At 63.8% G+C, this 18239-nt stretch carries 15 protein-coding genes; 12 read left to right on the top strand and 3 right to left on the bottom strand.

Going from position 1 to position 18239, the window contains the following annotated elements:
• The first annotated feature begins 524 nt into the window (after nucleotides 1–524).
• Genes U1707_RS13735 through U1707_RS13725 form a run of 3 tightly spaced genes read left to right on the top strand, consistent with a single transcriptional unit; the run spans nucleotide 525 to nucleotide 6610 of the window.
• Nucleotides 525–1748 (top strand): efflux RND transporter periplasmic adaptor subunit, encoded by a 1224-nt coding sequence (locus U1707_RS13735; protein WP_443025709.1) that lies wholly within the window; start codon nucleotides 525–527, stop codon nucleotides 1746–1748.
• Between the two features lie 6 nt (nucleotides 1749–1754).
• Nucleotides 1755–5033, top strand: a complete 3279-nt coding sequence (locus U1707_RS13730) for a multidrug efflux RND transporter permease subunit (protein WP_332800639.1) — start codon at nucleotides 1755–1757, stop codon at nucleotides 5031–5033.
• Entirely contained in the window at nucleotides 5033–6610 is a 1578-nt protein-coding gene (locus tag U1707_RS13725; RefSeq protein ID WP_332800638.1) for an efflux transporter outer membrane subunit, read from the top strand. Before U1707_RS13730 ends, U1707_RS13725 begins: the two co-directional genes overlap by 1 nt.
• 314 nt (nucleotides 6611–6924) lie before the next feature.
• On the opposite strand, the gene U1707_RS13720 is transcribed toward U1707_RS13725, so the two are convergent.
• Together U1707_RS13720 and U1707_RS13715 are read right to left on the bottom strand one after the other, a co-directional pair.
• A complete protein-coding gene (locus U1707_RS13720; RefSeq protein WP_332800637.1) occupies nucleotides 6925–7509 on the bottom strand; it encodes a 3'-5' exonuclease in 585 nt (194 codons plus the stop codon).
• A gap of 8 nt (nucleotides 7510–7517) precedes the next feature.
• Nucleotides 7518–8657, bottom strand: a complete 1140-nt coding sequence (locus tag U1707_RS13715; protein ID WP_332800636.1) for a Gfo/Idh/MocA family protein — start codon at nucleotides 8655–8657, stop codon at nucleotides 7518–7520.
• 175 nt (nucleotides 8658–8832) lie between these two features.
• On the opposite strand from U1707_RS13715, the gene U1707_RS13710 reads away from it, so the two are divergent.
• From U1707_RS13710 to U1707_RS13700, 3 genes are all read left to right on the top strand, one after another.
• The gene (locus tag U1707_RS13710; protein ID WP_332800635.1) at nucleotides 8833–11484 is read left to right on the top strand and encodes an EAL domain-containing protein; all 2652 of its coding nucleotides are present in this window, start codon (nucleotides 8833–8835) and stop codon (nucleotides 11482–11484) included.
• 88 nt (nucleotides 11485–11572) lie between these two features.
• On the top strand, nucleotides 11573–12289 hold the full coding sequence (locus U1707_RS13705) for a haloacid dehalogenase type II (protein WP_332800634.1): 717 nt from the start codon (nucleotides 11573–11575) through the stop codon (nucleotides 12287–12289).
• 411 nt (nucleotides 12290–12700) lie between these two features.
• Nucleotides 12701–14620: a ribonucleoside-diphosphate reductase subunit alpha gene (locus U1707_RS13700; protein WP_332800633.1), complete on the top strand. Its 1920-nt coding sequence runs from the start codon at nucleotides 12701–12703 to the stop codon at nucleotides 14618–14620.
• Nucleotides 14621–14759: 139 nt separating this feature from the next.
• On the opposite strand, the gene U1707_RS13695 is transcribed toward U1707_RS13700, so the two are convergent.
• Entirely contained in the window at nucleotides 14760–15020 is a 261-nt protein-coding gene (locus U1707_RS13695) for a DUF2171 domain-containing protein (RefSeq protein ID WP_187502156.1), read from the bottom strand.
• Between the two features lie 71 nt (nucleotides 15021–15091).
• On the opposite strand from U1707_RS13695, the gene U1707_RS13690 reads away from it, so the two are divergent.
• The 6 genes from U1707_RS13690 (at nucleotide 15092) to U1707_RS13665 (ending at nucleotide 18237) form a co-directional block, all read left to right on the top strand.
• On the top strand, nucleotides 15092–15295 hold the full coding sequence (locus U1707_RS13690; RefSeq protein WP_131587558.1) for a hypothetical protein: 204 nt from the start codon (nucleotides 15092–15094) through the stop codon (nucleotides 15293–15295).
• Between the two features lie 62 nt (nucleotides 15296–15357).
• Nucleotides 15358–16416, top strand: coding sequence for a ribonucleotide-diphosphate reductase subunit beta (locus tag U1707_RS13685; RefSeq protein ID WP_332800632.1), 1059 nt, complete (start codon nucleotides 15358–15360; stop codon nucleotides 16414–16416).
• Between the two features lie 12 nt (nucleotides 16417–16428).
• Nucleotides 16429–17097 (top strand): DUF5343 domain-containing protein, encoded by a 669-nt coding sequence (locus tag U1707_RS13680; protein WP_332800631.1) that lies wholly within the window; start codon nucleotides 16429–16431, stop codon nucleotides 17095–17097.
• Nucleotides 17094–17672: a Swt1 family HEPN domain-containing protein gene (locus U1707_RS13675; RefSeq protein WP_332800630.1), complete on the top strand. Its 579-nt coding sequence runs from the start codon at nucleotides 17094–17096 to the stop codon at nucleotides 17670–17672. The genes U1707_RS13680 and U1707_RS13675 overlap by 4 nt, the downstream gene beginning before the upstream one ends.
• Before the next feature lie 39 nt (nucleotides 17673–17711).
• The gene (locus tag U1707_RS13670; protein WP_332754843.1) at nucleotides 17712–17981 is read left to right on the top strand and encodes a DUF4160 domain-containing protein; all 270 of its coding nucleotides are present in this window, start codon (nucleotides 17712–17714) and stop codon (nucleotides 17979–17981) included.
• Complete coding sequence (locus U1707_RS13665; protein ID WP_332800629.1) at nucleotides 17974–18237, top strand: DUF2442 domain-containing protein; 264 nt, start codon at nucleotides 17974–17976, stop codon at nucleotides 18235–18237. The genes U1707_RS13670 and U1707_RS13665 overlap by 8 nt, the downstream gene beginning before the upstream one ends.
• The last annotated feature ends 2 nt before the right edge of the window (nucleotides 18238–18239 follow it).

The following is an 18239-nucleotide window of genomic DNA, read 5'->3' as shown; positions in this document are numbered from 1 at the left end:
CACTCGTCGTCCTGACGGACCACTCGTCAACCTGACGAAAGTCAGGACCCACAGCCACAAACGATCCCCTCCCGGCTCTGGATCCTGACTTTCGTCAGGATGACGGGTGCGCGGCGTCGGTGCGCCTCACCGCCACCACCGCCTCTCCGCCACCCCGGCGAAGGCCGGGGCCCAATTGAGGGACATCGCTAAGGGAGCGCAGTCCATCGTCACCACGACCTTTCAAATTGGGCCCCGGCCTCCGCCGGGGAGGCGCAGAAGGACGCTAAGGCATGGAAACGCTGCAAGCCCTTGTTCTCCCGCGAAGGCGGGAGCCTAGTCTGGATCCCCGCCTTCGCGGGGAGACAATTCTTCGGGCGTTGGCGGCCCTCGCCCCCCTCAAAAACCCCCCATCCAATCAAACAGGTTACTCTTTCTTCCCTATTTCTCACCCCCGCTTCTCAACTGACATACTTCTGGTACATCCTCGTGGTTTAGCCCGACCAACAGCTGCCACCACCGATCGCGAGCGGATACCACACTTGATAGCCACACGATTCTCAGCACGGCGGTGCGCCATCCTGCTGGTGCCAGCCCTGGCGCTCGCTGCCTGTTCCGGCGGCGACGACAAGGCGCAGGGCAAGGCCGGCCGCGGCGGCCAGCCGGGCCAAGGCACGCCGACCGTCGGCTATGTCGTCGTCCAGCCGACCAGCGTCGCGATGACCACCGAACTCAGCGGCCGCACCACCGCGTTCGAAAGCTCTGACGTTCGCCCGCAGGTCACCGGCATCATCCGCCGGCGGTTCTTCACCGAGGGGACGCTCGTCAAAAAGGGCCAGCCACTCTACGAGATCGACCAGCGCCTCTATCGCGCCGCCGCCAACGAAGCGCAGGCGAACCTCCAGAGCGCCCGCGCCAACCAGCAGGCGCAGAATATTCTCGCGCAACGCTACAAGCCGCTCGCCGAGATGGAGGCGATCAGCAAGCAGGACTATACCAACGCGGTCGCCACCTCGCGCCAGGCCACCGCCTCGGTCGCGCAGACCCGCGCCGCGCTGGAGACCGCGCAGATCAACCTTAAATTCACCACCGTCCCCGCGCCGATCACCGGGCGCATCGGCCGGTCGCTGTTCACCGTCGGTGCGCTCGTCTCCGCCACGCAGACCGATCCGCTCGCACAGATTCAGCGGCTCGATCCGATGTTCGTCGATATCCAGCAATCGTCCGGCGACCTTCTCGCGCTCAGGCGTTCGCTCGGCCAGAACGGCATCATCCCGACCCGCGCCGAAGTCCGCCTCACGCTCGAGGACAGCAGTGAATATGGCGCCACGGGCACGGTCGAGTTCGCCGAAGCCTTGGTCAACACCGAGACCGGCACCGTGACGCTGCGTGCCCGCTTCCCCAATCCGCAAGGACTGCTGCTGCCCGGCATGTTCGTCCAGGCCAAGTTCGCGCAGGCGATCAACCAGCGCGCATTCCTCGTGCCACAGGCGGGCGTGTCGCGCGATGCGAAGGGCAATGCGACGGTCTATGTCGTCGATGCGAACAACAAGGCGGTGCAGAAGAACATCAAGGCAGACCGCACGCAGGGCGCGTTCTGGGTCGTCACCAGCGGGCTCAACCCCGGCGACCGGATCATCACGCAAGGACTGTCGAAGATCGCCCCGAACCAGGGCGTGAAACCGGTGCCGGAAAACACTGCGCAGAAGATCGAAGCGCCCAAGGACGACTCCTCGGGCAACCAGTCCAGCCAGAAGAAGGCCGGCTAAGCTCTTATGTTGTCCCGTGTCTTCATCGATCGCCCGATCTTCGCCTGGGTGCTCGCGATCATCGTGATGCTTGGCGGCATCGGCGCGATCATGAGCCTGCCGATCGCGCAATATCCCGACGTGGCGCCGCCGCAGGTGACCGTCCGCGCGACCTTCCCGGGCGCCAACGCGCAGACCATCCAGAACAGCGTCACGCAGGTCGTCGAGCAATCGCTGACCGGGATCGACGGGCTGATCTATTTCAGCTCGTCATCGTCGTCGCGCGGCTCCGTGACGATCACCGTGACGTTCGAGAAGGGCACCGACCCCGACATCGCGCAGGTCCAGGTCCAGAACCAGGTCCAGCAGACGCTGTCCCGCCTCCCCTCGCAGGTCCAGCAGCAGGGCCTCGTGGTCCGCAAATCGAACCCGGACAACCTCCTGATCGTCGGCGTCTATGACGAGACCGACAAGCTGACCAACCAGGACGTCTCCGACTATCTCGTCTCGAACCTGCAGGACCCGCTCGGCCGGATTCCCGGCATCGGCGACAGCAACGTGTTCGGCGCACAGTACGCGATGCGGATCTGGCTGAACCCGAGCAAACTGGCCAGCTATCAGCTGATTCCGAGCGACGTGACGACCGCGATCCAGGCGCAGAACACCGAAGTCGCCGCCGGCGAACTCGGCGGCCAGCCGCAACCCGACACGCAGATGCTGAACGCGACCGTCACCGCACAGTCGCGCCTCCAGACGCCCGAGCAGTTCGCCAACATCATCCTGAAGACCACCAACGACAGCGCGGTGGTCAAGCTGCGCGACGTCGCCCGGATCGAGCTGGGCGCGGAGAACTACAACGCCCGCAGCCGCGTCAACGCGCATCCCGGTGCCGGCATCGCGGTGCTGCTCGCGCCGGGCGCCGACGCGCTCAAGACCGCCGAGCTGGTCAAGGCGTTCGTCGAGAAATCCGCCAAGAGCTTCCCGCCCGGCCTGAAATTCGCCTACGCCAACGACACCACGGACTTCATCAAGCTGTCGATCGACGAGGTCGTGAAGACGCTGATCGAGGCGGTCATCCTCGTCGTCATCGTCATGTTCGTGTTCCTGCAAAGCTGGCGCGCGACGCTCATTCCGACGATCGCGGTGCCGGTCGTGCTGCTCGGCACGTTCGGCGTGTTCTATCTCGCCGGCTTTTCGATCAATACGTTGACGCTGTTCGGGCTGGTGCTCGCGATCGGCCTGCTGGTGGATGACGCGATCGTCGTCGTGGAAAACGTCGAGCGCTTGATGGAGGAAAATCCCGAGATGACGCCTCGGGAGGCGACGATCGAGTCGATGAACGAGATCACCGTCGCACTGGTCGCGATCGCACTCGTGCTGTCGGCGGTGTTCCTGCCGATGGCGTTCTTCGGCGGCTCGACCGGCGTGATCTATCGCCAGTTCTCGCTAACCATGGTGTCGGCGATGGTGCTGTCGGTGCTTGTCGCGCTGATCCTGTCGCCGGCGCTGACCGCGACGTTGCTGAAGCAGAAGAAGACGGACGCCGACGGCAACGTCGAGAAGAGCTGGGGCCAGCGCAAATTCCCGAAGGTCGCGCATGTCTTCACCCGCGCCGGCGACAAGTTCAACGACGGGTTCGAGAAGGGGACGCGCAAATACACCAGCGCGGTGCAGTCGGTGATCGACCGCAAGTGGATTTTCCTGATCGTCTACGCGGTCATCGTCGCCTTGCTCGCGGTCCTGTTCCTTCGGCTCCCGACGGGCTTCCTGCCGACCGAGGACCAAGGCTCTGGCATCGTCCAGTTCCAGCTTCCCGCCGGCGCCACGCAAGGCCGCACCTTCGCGCTGCAAAAGCAGATCGAGCAATATTACTACACCAACGAAAAGGCGAACGTCCGCACGATGTTCACCGTTAGCGGTGGCGGCGGTGGCGGCGCGAGCGGCCAGAACACGGGGCAAGGCTTTATCGCGTTCGCACCGTGGGATCAGCGCGAGGGCAAGGAAAATACCGCCGAGGCGATCACCGGTCGCGCCTCGAAGGCGTTCGCCGGCTTCCGCGATGCGCAGGTGTATTCGCTAGTGCCGCCCGCGGTGCGCGGTCTGGGCTCGTCGAACGGCTTCACGATGGAGTTGCAGAACGCCGGCGGGCTTAGCCAGACCGAGTTCAACGCCGCGCGCGACAAGCTGCTCGCACTCGCCCGCGCCGACTCGTCGCTGACCGCGATCCGCCTCACCGAACTGCCCGACGTCGCCACGCTGCGCGTCGATGCCGACCAGCAGAAACTGTCCACGCTCGGTCTCACGCAGGCGAACGTCAACTCGACGCTGTCGACCGCCTGGGGCGGGCAGTACGTCAACGACTTTATCGACCGCGGCCGCGTGAAGCGCGTCTATGTCCAGGGTGACGCGCAGTTCCGCGCGCAGCCCTCCGACCTCAGCCAGTGGTTCGTCCGCGGGTCGAACGGCCAGATGGCGCCGTTCTCGTCGTTCGCGAAGACCAGCTGGGGCCAGGCGCCGACGACGCTGTCGCGGTTCAACGGCATCGCCTCGTACGAGATCCAGGGCTCGGGCGCGCCGGGCGTCAGCTCGGGCGACGCGATGAACCGGATCGCCGAACTTGCCGGCCAGATCCCCGGCACCACGGTCGCATGGTCGGGGCTGTCGTATCAGGAACGCCTGTCGTCGGGCCAGGCGCCGATCCTCTACGGGCTGTCGCTGCTTGTCGTGTTCCTGTGCCTAGCCGCGCTGTACGAGAGCTGGTCGATCCCGATCGCGGTGCTGCTCGTGATCCCGCTCGGCCTCGTCGGCGCGATCCTCGCGGTGACGCTGCGCGGCCTGATCAACGACGTGTATCTTCAGATCGGCCTGCTGACGACGATGGGGCTGGCGGCGAAGAACGCGATCCTGATGATCGAGTTCGCCGAGCAGGAGGAGCGCAAGGGCAAGCGCGTCATCGAGGCGGCGCTGTCCGCGGCGAAGATCCGGTTGCGGCCGATCCTGATGACGTCGTTCGCCTTCATCCTCGGCGTGCTTCCGCTCGCTCTCTCGACCGGCGCCGGCGCGAACAGCCGCATCGCGATCGGGACCGCGGTGGTCGGCGGCATGCTAACCGCGACGGTCCTCGCGTTGTTCTACATCCCGCTGTTCTTCGTCCTCGTCCGCCGCGGCGCGCGAGACGGCATCGCCAAGCTGCGTGGCCGGCCTACCGGCTTCCACGGTGGCGAGCATGACGGAAACGATGGCGATCACAAGCAACCGCTGGGTCCGCCCGAACCACAGGGCCCTCACCGGCCGGAGCCCGCCTGATGCGCTCGCTTGTCCTGATCCTCGCCGCCTCGACTGCGCTCGCGGGCTGCTCGCTCGCCCCGAAATATGCGCGCACCGAACTCCCGGTGCCGCCGTCGCTCCCGGTCGGCGACGCGTATCTGCGCCAGTCCGAGGCGACGCTGCCCGCCTTCACCTACCGCGACGTGTTCCAGGACCCACGGCTCCAGCAGATCATCGTCCAGGCGCTCGCCAACAACCGCGATCTGCGGGTCGCCGCCGCCAACATCGCCTCGACCCGCGCGCAATACCGCATCCAGCGCGCCGACCTGTTGCCGCAGGTCGATGCGAGCGGCCGCTACACCTATTCGGGCGGCGGCAACGGCACGCGCAACACCGTCAGCAGCGGCACCGGTAACACGGGCACAGGAACCGGAACGGGCACGGGCAACACGGGAACGGGTACCGGTAATACCGACACGGGGACGGGGACCGGCTCTGGCTCCGTCGTCAGTTCGTCCAGCTCGAACAGCGCCTTTTCGGTCGACCTCGGCACGACGGCGTTCGAACTCGACCTGTTCGGCCGCATCCGCTCGCTCACCAGCGCCGCGCTCGATCGCTATTTCGCGACGGAAGCCGCCGCGCGCGCCACCCGCCTGACGCTTGTCGGCGACATCGCCGATGCCTGGCTCACCTACGCGTCGGACCAGAGCCTGCTCAAGATCGCACAGGACACCGCCGCCAGCGCGGAGCGCAGCGTCACGCTGACCAACGCGCGGTTGCGCGGCGGCGTCGCCCCGCGGACCGATCTTCGCCAGGCACAACAGGTCCTGTTCACCGCACAGTCCGATCTCGCCGAACAGCGCACCGCGCTCGCGCAGGACGTCAACGCGCTGCAACTGCTCGTCGGCGCGCCGGTCGACGCCAGCCTGTTGCCCGCCTCGATCGAACAGGCGCTGCCGACCGTCGCCACGCTGCCCGCCGGGCTCGACAGCAGCATCCTCCTGCGCCGCCCCGACGTCGTCGAGTCCGAATACCAGCTCCGCGCCACCAACGCCGAGATCGGCGCGGCGCGGGCGGAATTGTTTCCGAAGATCTCGCTGACCGGCATCCTGGGGTTCGCCAGCACGTCGCTGACCTCGCTGTTCAGCGGCGGCGCGTTCAACTATTCGGTAGCCCCCTCGGTCAGCTACCCGATCTTCCGCGCGGGTGCGGGGATCGCCGGGGTCGCCTATTCTAAGGCGCAACGCGACGCAGCCCTCGCCACCTATGACAAGACGATCCAGACCGCGTTCCAGGAAACCGCCGACGCGCTGGCCCGCCAGGGCACGATCGCCGACCAGTTGAAGGCGAACCAGAACTTCTCGGAAGCGGCGCTGGACACATACCGCCTCGCCGAAGCGCGGTATCGCGGCGGGATCGACACGTTCCTCAGCTCGCTCGACGCGCAGCGCTCGCTCTACACCGCGCAGCGCAACCTGGTCGCGACGCAGCTCGTCGGCGCCAGCAACCGCGTGACGCTGTACCGCGTGCTCGGCGGAGACTCGACGCTGGAAGCCACGGCGGGCGGCCCGCAACCGGTGACGATGAGCGGCGCACCACGAGCGGAAACGAACTGACCCCAGTGTTGTGACGGACGCAAAGTGAGTTTGCGTCCAGTCCTCCGCCCTCCCCGTCATCCTGACGAAAGTCAGGATCCAGAGCCGCTAACAAGGCGCCTGTAACCCTGGATCCTGACTTTCGTCAGGATGACGGGAGTGGGTGACGTGGGGGTCCAAAACAGCCGATCGCGGATGATACGCGTAGGCGAAGGCTAACGACATAGTGGGTTCGGCGACAGATGGCGTCCGTAACCTTGAGCAGCCAACACCCGCTTGTTCTCTCGCGAAGGCGGGAGCCCAGTCTGGGTCCCCGCCTCCGCGGGGAAACACGGCTAGGTCGACCTCGCAGCCAAGCCAGGCGATGCCGCCCACACCCCAGCCCGCAACGCAGCCTCAGCCTTCACCTCAAGCCACTGCTCCCGCTCCTCGACCGCATCGGCCAGCGCCCGGTGATCCGGCACCCGTCCATTCCGCCGCTGCGACACCGCACCGACCACCTCCCGCGCCAGCGCCTCCCGCACCGCCGCCGGCTCCACACCCGCAAGGCACACCCGCGCCGCCTCCAGCCGCGCCTCGTCGCTGCGGCGCAACCGCAACACCCGCCGCGGCTGACCGCCCGCACGCAACAGCGCACTGAGCCATTTGCCATCCCAGGACGGCGCACTCGCCAGCAGATCATGCCCCGCCAGCGCCTCCACCATCCGCGCCGCTACAACGGCGTGATCCTCGCCCGCCTCCTCCAGTTCCCGACGCTCGATCCCGTGGATCGCCTGTGCCGCCGGATCCCAGTCGGTCCAGTCCGGCGCAGGCCGGATCAGGTGGCTCTCCGACGTGCCGTCCTCGAACACCCATGCCACCTCGATCGGATAGCTCGCCTTCCCCAGCGACGACGCTTCGAAATCGAGGAAGGCGAGCATTGTGCGGATCAACCGGTCGGGCTGGCGGCGTTGACGAGCTCGGGCACCTTGATCGGCGACAAGGTCTGCTCCTGGTCCGCCGAGATCCGACGCGAGCGCACGAACGGTGGCAACGTCACGCGCCCGCCGGTCTTGAGCGCGTCCAGCACACCCTCGATCACGCGCAGATCGGCAAGCCCTTCCTCGGCATCGGGTTCCGGATCGCGATCCTCGAGGATGCAGTCGGAGAAATAGCGCATCTCGCCGCCGAACTGGTCGGTCGGCTTGAAGCTCTCATGGCTCTTGTCCTCGCCGATCGTGACGCGCTGCTCCATCGCGTCGCCAAAGCCATAGGCGGGGTCCATGAGGATACTGCCCTTGGTGCCCGTGATCGTCAGGCTGTCGACGTTGTTCGCATAATAGGAGACGGTGAACTGCGCGAACCGGTCGCCGGGAAAGCGCAACGTCACCGCGAACGTGTCGTCGAGATCGGGAAAGCCGGAATCGGCATGACGCGTCGCGATCGCCGAGACGACCTCGACCGGCTCCGCCCCGAACAGATAGCGCGTCGCGTTGATCGGATACGGTGCCATGTCGAACAGCGGCCCGGCGGTGACGCCGTTCTTCACGCGGTGGTTGGCCGGATCGACCTTCTGCGTGAAGCACGAGGTGAACGCGATCAGCTCACCCAGTTCGCCCGCCCGGATGCGGCGGATCGCATCGAGCGTCGACGGCTCGAAATGCAGCCGGTACGCCGTCATCAGCTTGGCCGAAGAGGCGCGCTCGGCGTCGCGGATCGCTTCGGCCTTCTCGACCGAAATCTCCAGCGGCTTCTCCGACAGCACATGGATGCCGGCCTTCAGCGCAGGGATCGCGAACTCGGCATGACGCCAGTTCGGCGTCCCGAGATAGACCGCGTCGATCAGCCCCGAGGCAAGCAGTTCGTCGAACTGGTCGTAGCGATAGGTCGCATCGACGCCGTACATCTTGCCCAGCTCCCGCGCCTTCTCCGCATCGTCCGTGACGAGCGCGGCGATCTCCGAATTGCCGGTGTGGGCGACGCCCGGCATCATCGACGCCTGCGAGATATCGCCGAGCCCGACGATCGCATAGCGGACCTTCTTCTTGCCCAGCCCGAGGGCGGACGTGATGGTGGAAACTGCGCTCATGGGGATACCTCGTGATCTGGAATCACCCCCTCAACGCGGCAGCGTCGATAGCTATCCCGTGACGTCGCGACAACTCGACGCCCGTGGCGACCGGTTCGTGCGGGCGCGACGGGCTTTTCGCGTTAACCTCGATTCCTGATCATCTTGGCAAGGTATCGACGCCATAGTTTGGCTTATGTACGCGCCCCTCCCCGTTGCCGATCGCCGCGCCCGCGATCGATCGCCCGCCACCGCCTTGTTCGGTCTGGCGGAGGATCCGCGGGAACAGATCGCCGCGTTGCAGGATCGCAGGATCAGTCAGATCGCCGCGGTATGGCCGTTTACGGTCGCGACTCAGGTCGTCATGTGCGCGATCCTGATCGCCACGGGGCTTTTCGCGCCGGCAAGTTCTGGCCTTGGCGCGTCCGTATGGCTGCTCGCCATCCACGCAGCGACGCTTGCCGTCGTGTCGGGGGCTATATTCTGCGTCCTGCGCGTCCCCGCGCTGCGTCAGTCGCGGCCTTTCCAGCGCAACTGGATGATCACGCTCGGTGTCGTCGCGATATCGGCCCTGCTGGTGTCGATGCTCTGGACGGTCGGACGGATGCCGGCGGGCCCGCTGCAGTTCGGGTGTTTCACCGCGGTCGCCGGTACGATCGTCGTCACCGCCGTCAGCGTCCACGCGGTACGAGCGGCAACCCTCGGGATAGGCATCGGCGCCGTACTCACGCTCGCCGCACTGGCGGGCGTCGGCTTTGCGCTCGCCACGGCGCTGCTGTGCCTTGCCAGCCTTGCGGTCGTCACCCGGAAACTGGCGCAGGTCGACCTCGATCGGGAGCTCGATCGGGCCGAACAGGCCGGCACGGGCGATCTTGCGGTCCGCATGATCGCGGAGTTCGAGGGTCAAGGGACAGGCTGGTTCTGGGAGGCGGATCGCCAGGGCAAGATCACCTATCTGTCCGCCAAGGTGGTCGACGATCTGGGGCTTGCCGACGGTGCGATCGGCCAGCCGCTCACCGCCTTGTTCAAGATGGACAGCGACGCGCCCGGCACCGAGCGCACGCTCGCGTTCCATATCTCGTCGCGGACCTCGTTCTCGGACTATTCGGTGTGCGCGACGACGTCGGACTGCGAGCAATGGTGGTCGATTTCCGGTCGCCCGGTGGTCGACGAACTCGGTCGCTTCCAGGGCTTCATCGGTTCGGGCAGCGACCTGACGGAGAAGCGCAAGTCGGAGGCCGAGATCACGCGGCTGGCGCTGTTCGACGGGCTGACCGGGCTCGCCAATCGCCAGCGGATGCGGCTGTCGCTCGACAAGACGCTGGCGCAGCTGGCCGGGCCCTATCGCTCGACATCGCTGTTTCTGATGGATCTGGACCGGTTCAAGGCGGTCAACGACACGCTCGGTCATCAGGCCGGCGACGCGCTGCTCAAGCTGGTCGCGCAACGCCTGCAACGCGGGGTCGGCGACGCCGGTCTGGTCGGGCGCCTGGGCGGTGACGAGTTCGAGGTCGTGTTGCCCAGCATGGACAATCGCGACAAACTGGCGGCGCTCGCCCGCGACCTTATCGCATCCTTGTCGCAGCCATATTCGGTTGCAGGTACTGCCGTCACGATCGGGTGCTCGATCGGCATCGCGATTGCCCCCGGCGACGGCGACACGTCGGAAACGCTCGTCCGCAACGCCGATCTGGCCTTGTATGCGGCCAAGGCCGACGGCCGCGGCGTCCACCGTTTCTATTCGGACGACATGCTGGTCGGCGCCAAGACGCGCAAACTGCTCGAAGACGATCTGCGCGCCGCGGTTGCGACGGGCGCGTTCCATTTGTGCTACCAGCCCGTCGTCAGCATGAAGACGACCCAGGTCGTCGGCTACGAAGCCCTGATCCGCTGGAACCATCCGACTCGCGGGCTGGTCTCGCCAGCCGATTTCATTCCGGTCGCCGAAGAATGCGGGCTGATCGAGGCGATCGGCGAATGGGTCCTGCGAACCGCCTGTATCGAGGCCGCGCGCTGGCCCGACCGGATCCGCGTCGCGGTCAACGTGTCGCCCATCCAGTTCGCCAACCCGGTGCTGCCCGCACTCGTCACCAGTGCGCTCGCACAATCGGGGATTGCCGCCAACCGCCTCGAACTCGAGATCACCGAGGGCGTGTTCCTCGACGAAACCACCTCGTCCGAGCAGATGTTCAAGTCGCTGAAAGGGGTCGGCGTCCGCCTCGCGCTCGACGATTTCGGCACGGGATATTCGTCGCTCGGCTATCTGCGCAACGCGCCGTTCGACAAGATCAAGATCGACCAGTCCTTCGTCAGGGGTGCCGCCGAACCCGGCAATCGTAACGCCGCGATCATCAAGGCGATCGTCACGCTGGCCGACACGCTCGGGATGGAGACCACCGCGGAAGGCGTGGAGATCCAGGACGAGATCGACCTGATCCGCGAACTCGGGTGCAGCCATATCCAGGGCTATGTCTATGGCCGCCCGGTCAGCGCCGAGGACGCGTTGCGCCAGTTGACGGCGCAAAACGGAGTCGCCACCCCAAGCGGCTTCAAGGTCAGTCGCGCGCCAAGGACGAAGATGCTGCGCTCGGCCGGCATCCTCATCGACGGGGTGCGCGGCGATGTCCGCATCCGCGATATCTCGACGTCCGGCGCGATGATCGATGGCATTTCGGTCGACGGCAATCCCGACGGTCTAGAGATGCTGATCGAACTGCTCGAGCATCAGATGGTCCCGGCGCGTATCCGCTGGGCGCGTAACGGGAAGGCTGGAATCGAGTTTCACGAGGCCTTCAATCTCGCAAAGCTGAACCAGGCCCCGGGATCGCGTCTGCGCAGGACGGGATAAGCGCGCTCCCGCCCATCTGCCACCCGCCCCCAAATCAAGCGACGGAACCGTCAGGATTCCCCGTCGTATCCCTAGCGGGAGACTGCACATGGCGATCAAAGCTTTGGCCTTCGACGTTTTCGGCACGGTGGTCGATTGGCGCTCCGGCATCGCGCGAGACGCAGCGCCCGTGCTGGCCGGTCTCGGCCGGTCCGACATCGACCCGCATCGCTTCGCGGACGGCTGGCGGCGGCGCTATCAGCCGGCGCTGGAACAGGTGCGCAGCGGACGGCGGCCGTTCGTCATCCTCGATATTCTCCACCGCGAGGCGCTCGAGGATCTGTTGCGCGAATATGCGATCGATCCGGCGACGGTCGACGAGGGGACGCTGGTTGATCTGACGCACGCCTGGCACCGGCTCGACCCTTGGCCCGATGCGGTCGACGGCCTGACTCGCCTCAAGGCGCGGTTTCCGATCGTCACGCTCAGCAACGGCAACATCGCGCTGATGGTCGAGATGGCGCGGCGTGCGAAGCTTCCCTGGGATGCCATCCTCGGCGCAGAGGTCAGCAAGGTCTACAAGCCGCTGCCCGAGGCCTATCTCGCCACCGCGCGCCTGCTGGGTCTCGATCCGGGTGAACTCTGCCTCGTCGCCGCGCATCACAGCGATCTGGCCGCGGCGCGGGCCTGCGGACTGGCGACCGCCTATATTGACCGGCCGATGGAATATGGCGGCCGCCCCGCGCCCGATGCGGACCAGGCGCAGGCGTGGGATCATGCCGTCACCAGCATTTCCGCGCTCGCCGACCGCCTCGCTTCGACCTAGAGTCCCCGACGTCGCGGTCGGGGTTGCGCAAGCAACATTTGCCACCTTTGCGCGCTAAATAATTTTTCGTTCCCGCTTCGTCCCCTTGCACTTCGCGAACCCCGCAGAAGTCCACGCGTCGCGAATATGCTGGTCGATAAAGATCAGGGCGAACACGACGAACCGAGCCGCCGACGCCCCCCGCACCCCCTTGCGTCTCTCCGCGCTTTGGCACAATCTCTTGGGGTTGCGTTCGGGGGCGGACCCAATCGCTGGTAGAACAACCCTTGCATAGCTCTATGCGATATGACCGTAAGCGCGCCTTCCACCGCCGCGATGGTCACTTTTTGTTCTCCCGCTCGGGACCGTCCGATGGTAGCATGGCGACAGGTTACCGATTCGAACGAATACAGAACACTAGGAGCAGTTTCGATGGATTTCAGAAACAGCAGCCGGGATAGCGACATGACCACAGACACGATCGAACAGACCATCGCAGCGCCTGAAGCCGAGGCACCCAAGGCGCCGCGCCAGGCACAGGACAGCCACTCCGTGCGCGCGCAGATCTACCCGGTCGAGGTCGATCACAGCCGCGACGCGCTCCTGACCGAGTTCGGCAAGGACACGCTCAAGGATCGCTATTTGCTCCCGGGCGAGAGCTACCAGGACCTGTTCGTCCGTGTCGCGTCGGCCTACGCCGATGACGCCGGCCACGCGCAGCGGCTGTACGATGCGATCTCGAAGCTCTGGTTCATGCCCGCCACCCCCGTTCTGTCGAACGGCGGCACCGGTCGCGGCCTGCCGATCTCGTGCTACCTCAATTCGGTTCCCGACAGCCTCGGCGGGATCGTCGACACTTGGAACGAGAATGTCTGGCTCGCCTCGCGCGGCGGCGGCATCGGCACCTATTGGGGCAACGTCCGCGGCATCGGTGAGCCGGTCGGCCTCAACGGTAAGACCAGCGGCATCATCCCGTTCGTCCGCGTCATGGATTCGCTGACGCTCGCGATCAGCCAGGGCTCGCTCCGCCGCGGCTCGGCCGCGGTCTATCTCGACGTCTCGCACCCCGAGATCGAGGAATTCCTCGAAATCCGCAAACCCTCGGGCGATTTCAACCGCAAGGCTTTGAACCTCCACCACGGCGTGCTGATCACCGACGACTTCATGGAAGCGGTGCGCAACGGCGAGGAATGGCACCTCCGCTCGCCGAAGGACCAGGCGATCCGCGCCACCGTCGACGCGCGCTCGCTGTTCCAGAAGCTCGTCGAGACCCGCCTCCAGACCGGCGAGCCGTACATCGTCTTTGCCGATCACGTGAACAAGGCGATGCCTAAGCATCACCGCGAGCTCGGCCTCAAGGTCTCGACCTCGAACCTGTGCTCGGAGATCACGCTGCCGACCGGCAAGGATCACCTCGGCAACGAGCGTACCGCGGTCTGCTGCCTGTCGTCGCTGAACCTCGAAACCTGGGATCAGTGGAAGGACGAGAAGGGCCTGATCGAGGACGTCATGCGCTTCCTCGACAACGTCCTGCAGGATTACATCGACCGCCACGAACCCGGCATGGAACGCGCCGCCTACTCGGCAGGTCGCGAGCGCTCGGTCGGGCTCGGCGTGATGGGCTTCCACAGCTTCCTCCAGGCACGCGGCATCCCGTTCGAGGGTGCGATGGCGAAGTCGTGGAATCTCCGCATGTTCAAGCACATCAGCAGCCAGGCGAACGAAGCCTCGATGCAGCTCGCGATCGAGCGTGGCCCCTGCCCCGACGCCGCCGACGTCGGCGCGATGGAGCGGTTCAGCTGCAAGATGGCGATCGCGCCCACGGCTTCGATCTCGATCATCTGCGGAGGCACGTCGGCGTGCATCGAGCCGATCCCGGCGAACATCTACACGCACAAGACGCTGTCGGGCAGCTTCTCGATCAAGAACCCGTATCTCGAAAAGATGCTGAGCGAGAAGTCGAAGAACTCGGACGCGGTGTGGAACTCGATCCTCGAGCAGGGCGGTTCGGTCCAGCATCTCGACTTCCTCTCGGTCGAGGAAAAGGACTGCTACAAGACGTCGTTCGAGATCGACCAGCGCTGGCTGCTAGAACTGGCGGCGGATCGCACGCCCTACATCGACCAGGCGCAGTCGCTGAACCTGTTCATCCCGGCGGACGTCGAGAAGTGGGACCTGCTGATGCTCCACTTCCGCGCGTGGGAGCTCGGCATCAAGTCGCTCTATTACCTGCGTTCGAAGTCGGTCCAGCGCGCGGGCTTCGCCGGCGGCGTCGAGGCGGACAACACCATCGACCTGCGCCAGATCGACGTCGAGTCGAAGGATTACGATGAGTGCCTTGCCTGCCAGTAAGGCGCCTCGACTGCCAAGCGTCACTCCGGCCCGTGAACCACGGACCGGGGTGCGCCTGACGCAAAAAACCCCGGCCCGCACGAAGCGGACCGGGGTTCGGGCAGGCTCGACGGCACGCGTTGAGCGCACCGCCAGCGCGTCAGGCCTCTTCTTCGAACGTCACTGCCACGTCGGCATTGGCGGAAAGCCGGACCTTGCCGTCCTCGATATCCGCGACCAGCCCGAGCGAGATGAAGTGATGATGCCCTTCATGGCGGCCCTTGCCCTCGACGACCTGCGCGCCCGAGTCCTTCTTGGTCAGCTTGATGCGGTTGCCTTCGACCTTGTCGACGGTGCCGACATGGACGCCGTCCGCGCCGATGACTTCGGCATGTTCCTGGATCTGGGTTGCATCGACCATGGTCGTTCTCCTGTTGTGGGTTCCCCGATACGGGGCTCGGCATCTCAACGCATGTCATGCGAGTTCGCCGCATGACATATGGTTCAGCTATCATGTTCGTGGTCGCGGGCGTGCTCGGAATCATCGGCACCGCGATGCTGCTCCGTTTGCGCTCGCCGAGCATCACCGAGCAACAGACCTACGCGTTCCGCATGATCGGCATCATGCTCACCTCGGGCGCGATCGTCCTCGCCATGTCCGCCGCCGCGATGTGGCAGTGGAGCACGGAAACATGACGCAGCCCTCCTGATCCCACCAGTTTCCCGATATAAAACCAATTCCCCGAAAGGCTTACCCCATGTCCCTCCTTCACGCCTCCAAGCAGTACAAGCCGTTCGAATACCCCTGGGCGTTCGAGTTCTGGAAGCGCCAGCAGCAGCTCCACTGGCTCCCCGAGGAAGTGCCCTTGGGCGAGGATTGCCGCGATTGGGCGCAGAAGCTCAGCGATCACGAGCGCAACCTGCTCACGCAAATCTTCCGCTTCTTCACGCAGGCCGATGTCGAGGTGCAGGATTGCTACCACGAGAAATACGGCCGCGTGTTCAAGCCGACCGAGATCAAGATGATGCTGACCTCGTTCAGCAACATGGAGACGGTCCACATCGCCGCCTACAGCCATCTGCTCGACACCATCGGCATGCCCGAGAGTGAGTACGGCGCCTTCCTCGAATATGCCGAGATGAAGGAAAAGCATGATTACATGCAGCAGTTCACCGTCGACAACGACGAGGACATCGCCCGCACGCTCGCCATGTTCGGCGGCTTCACCGAGGGCGTCCAGCTGTTCGCGTCGTTCGCGATGCTGATGAACTTCCCGCGCTTCAACAAGATGAAGGGCATGGGCCAGATCGTCACCTGGTCGATCCGCGACGAAAGCCTCCACTGCGAGGGTATCATCAAGATGTTCCACACCTTCTGTCAGGAGCGCCAGTGCCTGACCAAGGCGGTGAAAGACGACATCGCCGACGTCTGCCAGACGACGATCCGCCTCGAGGACAATTTCATCGATCTCGCCTTCGAGATGGGCCCGGTCAACGGCATGACCCCCAAGGAGATCAAGAAGTACATCCGCTTCATCGCCGACTGGCGCATGACGCAGCTCGGCCTGAAGCCGATCTACATGATCGACGAGCACCCGTTGCCCTGGCTCGCCCCGATGCTCAACGGCGTCGAGCACGCCAACTTCTTCGAACAGCGCGCCACCGAATATTCGAAGGCCGCGACCAAGGGCCAGTGGAACGACGTCTGGGACTCGTTCGACAAGCGCCAGACCGCGAAGAAGGGGCCGGCTGCTAATGAGGATACTGGACAGCAAAGTGTCGATATGTTCTCTATAGCAGGCGTAGCAGCTGAATAGAGGGACACAAGGGTGGCGCTTCCGAAATCATACTTAACTAGTACGAAAAATCTGGGCGCCATTTTTGAATCAATCCAACAAGCAAAAGCTCCCGAGAGATTTACCACTAGGTTTCTAGAGTCGTTGGAGTTCAAAAGCGCTGCGGACCGCTTAATAATTGGCGTGCTAAAATCACTTGGGTTTTTAGACGATCAAGGCAGGCCGACGCAGCGCTATTTTAGCTTTTTGGATCAAACACAATCTGCGTCAATATTAGCCGACGCAGTTAGAGAATCATATACGGATATCTTTTCCGTAAACATTAATGCCCAGAATCTTTCAAAAAGCGAATTAGTTAATAAGTTTAAGACTCTTTCTCAAGGAAGCTTTAGTGAGTCTGTCTTGGATAAGATGGCAACGACCTTTCAGGCTTTGGTAAAGCTGTCTGATTTTTCGTCGCTGCCGCACGTTCAAGACGTTGTCGACAACGAACACACTGAAAGCGATCGCTCTACTCATTACGATGAAGAGCCTATCGAATTGCGTCAGCGAGCGAAGCCAAGAAACGATCGCAGCAGTCACCAGCTTGGACGAAACTTGGGCGGCCTTCATTATAATATCCAAATAATATTACCCGAGACGCGCGACCCACAGGTGTATGACGCTCTATTTCGCAGCCTCAGCGAGCACCTTTTTGGATGAATGAAGGCGAACCTTACAGCTTCGTATTTCGAGGGCAGCTGACAGAGGCCGCCCTTGATCGGGCGGGTCGCCGAACGCGATATGATCTATCCGCGTCCGCTGAGGACCTGCGGCAAACGCTTGGTATAAATGTGCTTGACGTAGACTACGTTGCCAGTGCGGAAAAAATGTCATTTGTCTACATTGCGGTCGCAGCATTCGAAAATTCAGTTCGCGAATTAATTTCAAGAGTTTTAGCAGAAGCAGCGGGTGAAGGTTGGTGGGAGAACTGTGTTTCCGATCGAGTGAGAACGGCAGCAAAAAATCGGCAGGAAGCGGAGGAAAAAGTTCGATGGCACGTTCAACGTGGTGACGATCCGATAAAATTTACAATGCTTCCTAACCTTGCGGCGATTATCGAAAATAACTTTGAAAATTTCGAACCATACCTCCACAATGTTCCGTGGGTAAAAAGTGTATTTGAAGTGGTTGAGAGGTCACGCAACGTGATCATGCATAGCGGCTCGCTTTCCGACCGGGATATGGCTCGTTTGGGCTCTCTGATTCGGGATTGGAACTCTCAAGTATCAATATAGCTTTCTGCTGTTCGACCAGAATGGAGCTTGTCTCATCCGATGCCCGTAATTTCGCTCTTCTTCGGCATCGTGATCCGGATGTATTTCGACGATCATCCGCCGCCGCATTTCCACGCCAGCTATCAGGGCTTCGAGGCGTTCGTGCGGATCATGGACGGCAAGATCATCCGCGGAAGCCTGCCCCGCAAGGCGGAACGGATCGTGCAGCAATGGGCTCTCGACCATACCCCCGAACTCATGGCAAACTGGCAGCGCGGCGTTGACCTCTTGCCGCTGGAGATGATCGCCGGTGCAGACCTCGATGATTAAACTCGTCCGCCTCACCGTTACAGGTGATGATACCCTCGAACTGATATTCTCGGACGGGGCTGCGGCGCATTGGTCGTCGGCTAGCCTTATCGCCCGTGATACCGTGATGACGCGACCCCTAAGCGATCCGGCGTATTTCGCCCGGGCCTTCATCGAAGGCGGCGCACTCGCCTGGCCAAACGGATTCGAGCTTTCGGCAGACGCATTGCACCAGAAGTTGAACAACGGCGGCGAACTGATCCGCCACGCTGCATGAAG

It is taken from the genome of Sphingomonas sandaracina, from assembly GCF_036663695.1.
Taxonomy (GTDB): Bacteria; Pseudomonadota; Alphaproteobacteria; order Sphingomonadales; family Sphingomonadaceae; genus Sphingomonas.
This window is presented reverse-complemented; position numbering and strand designations above follow the sequence as displayed.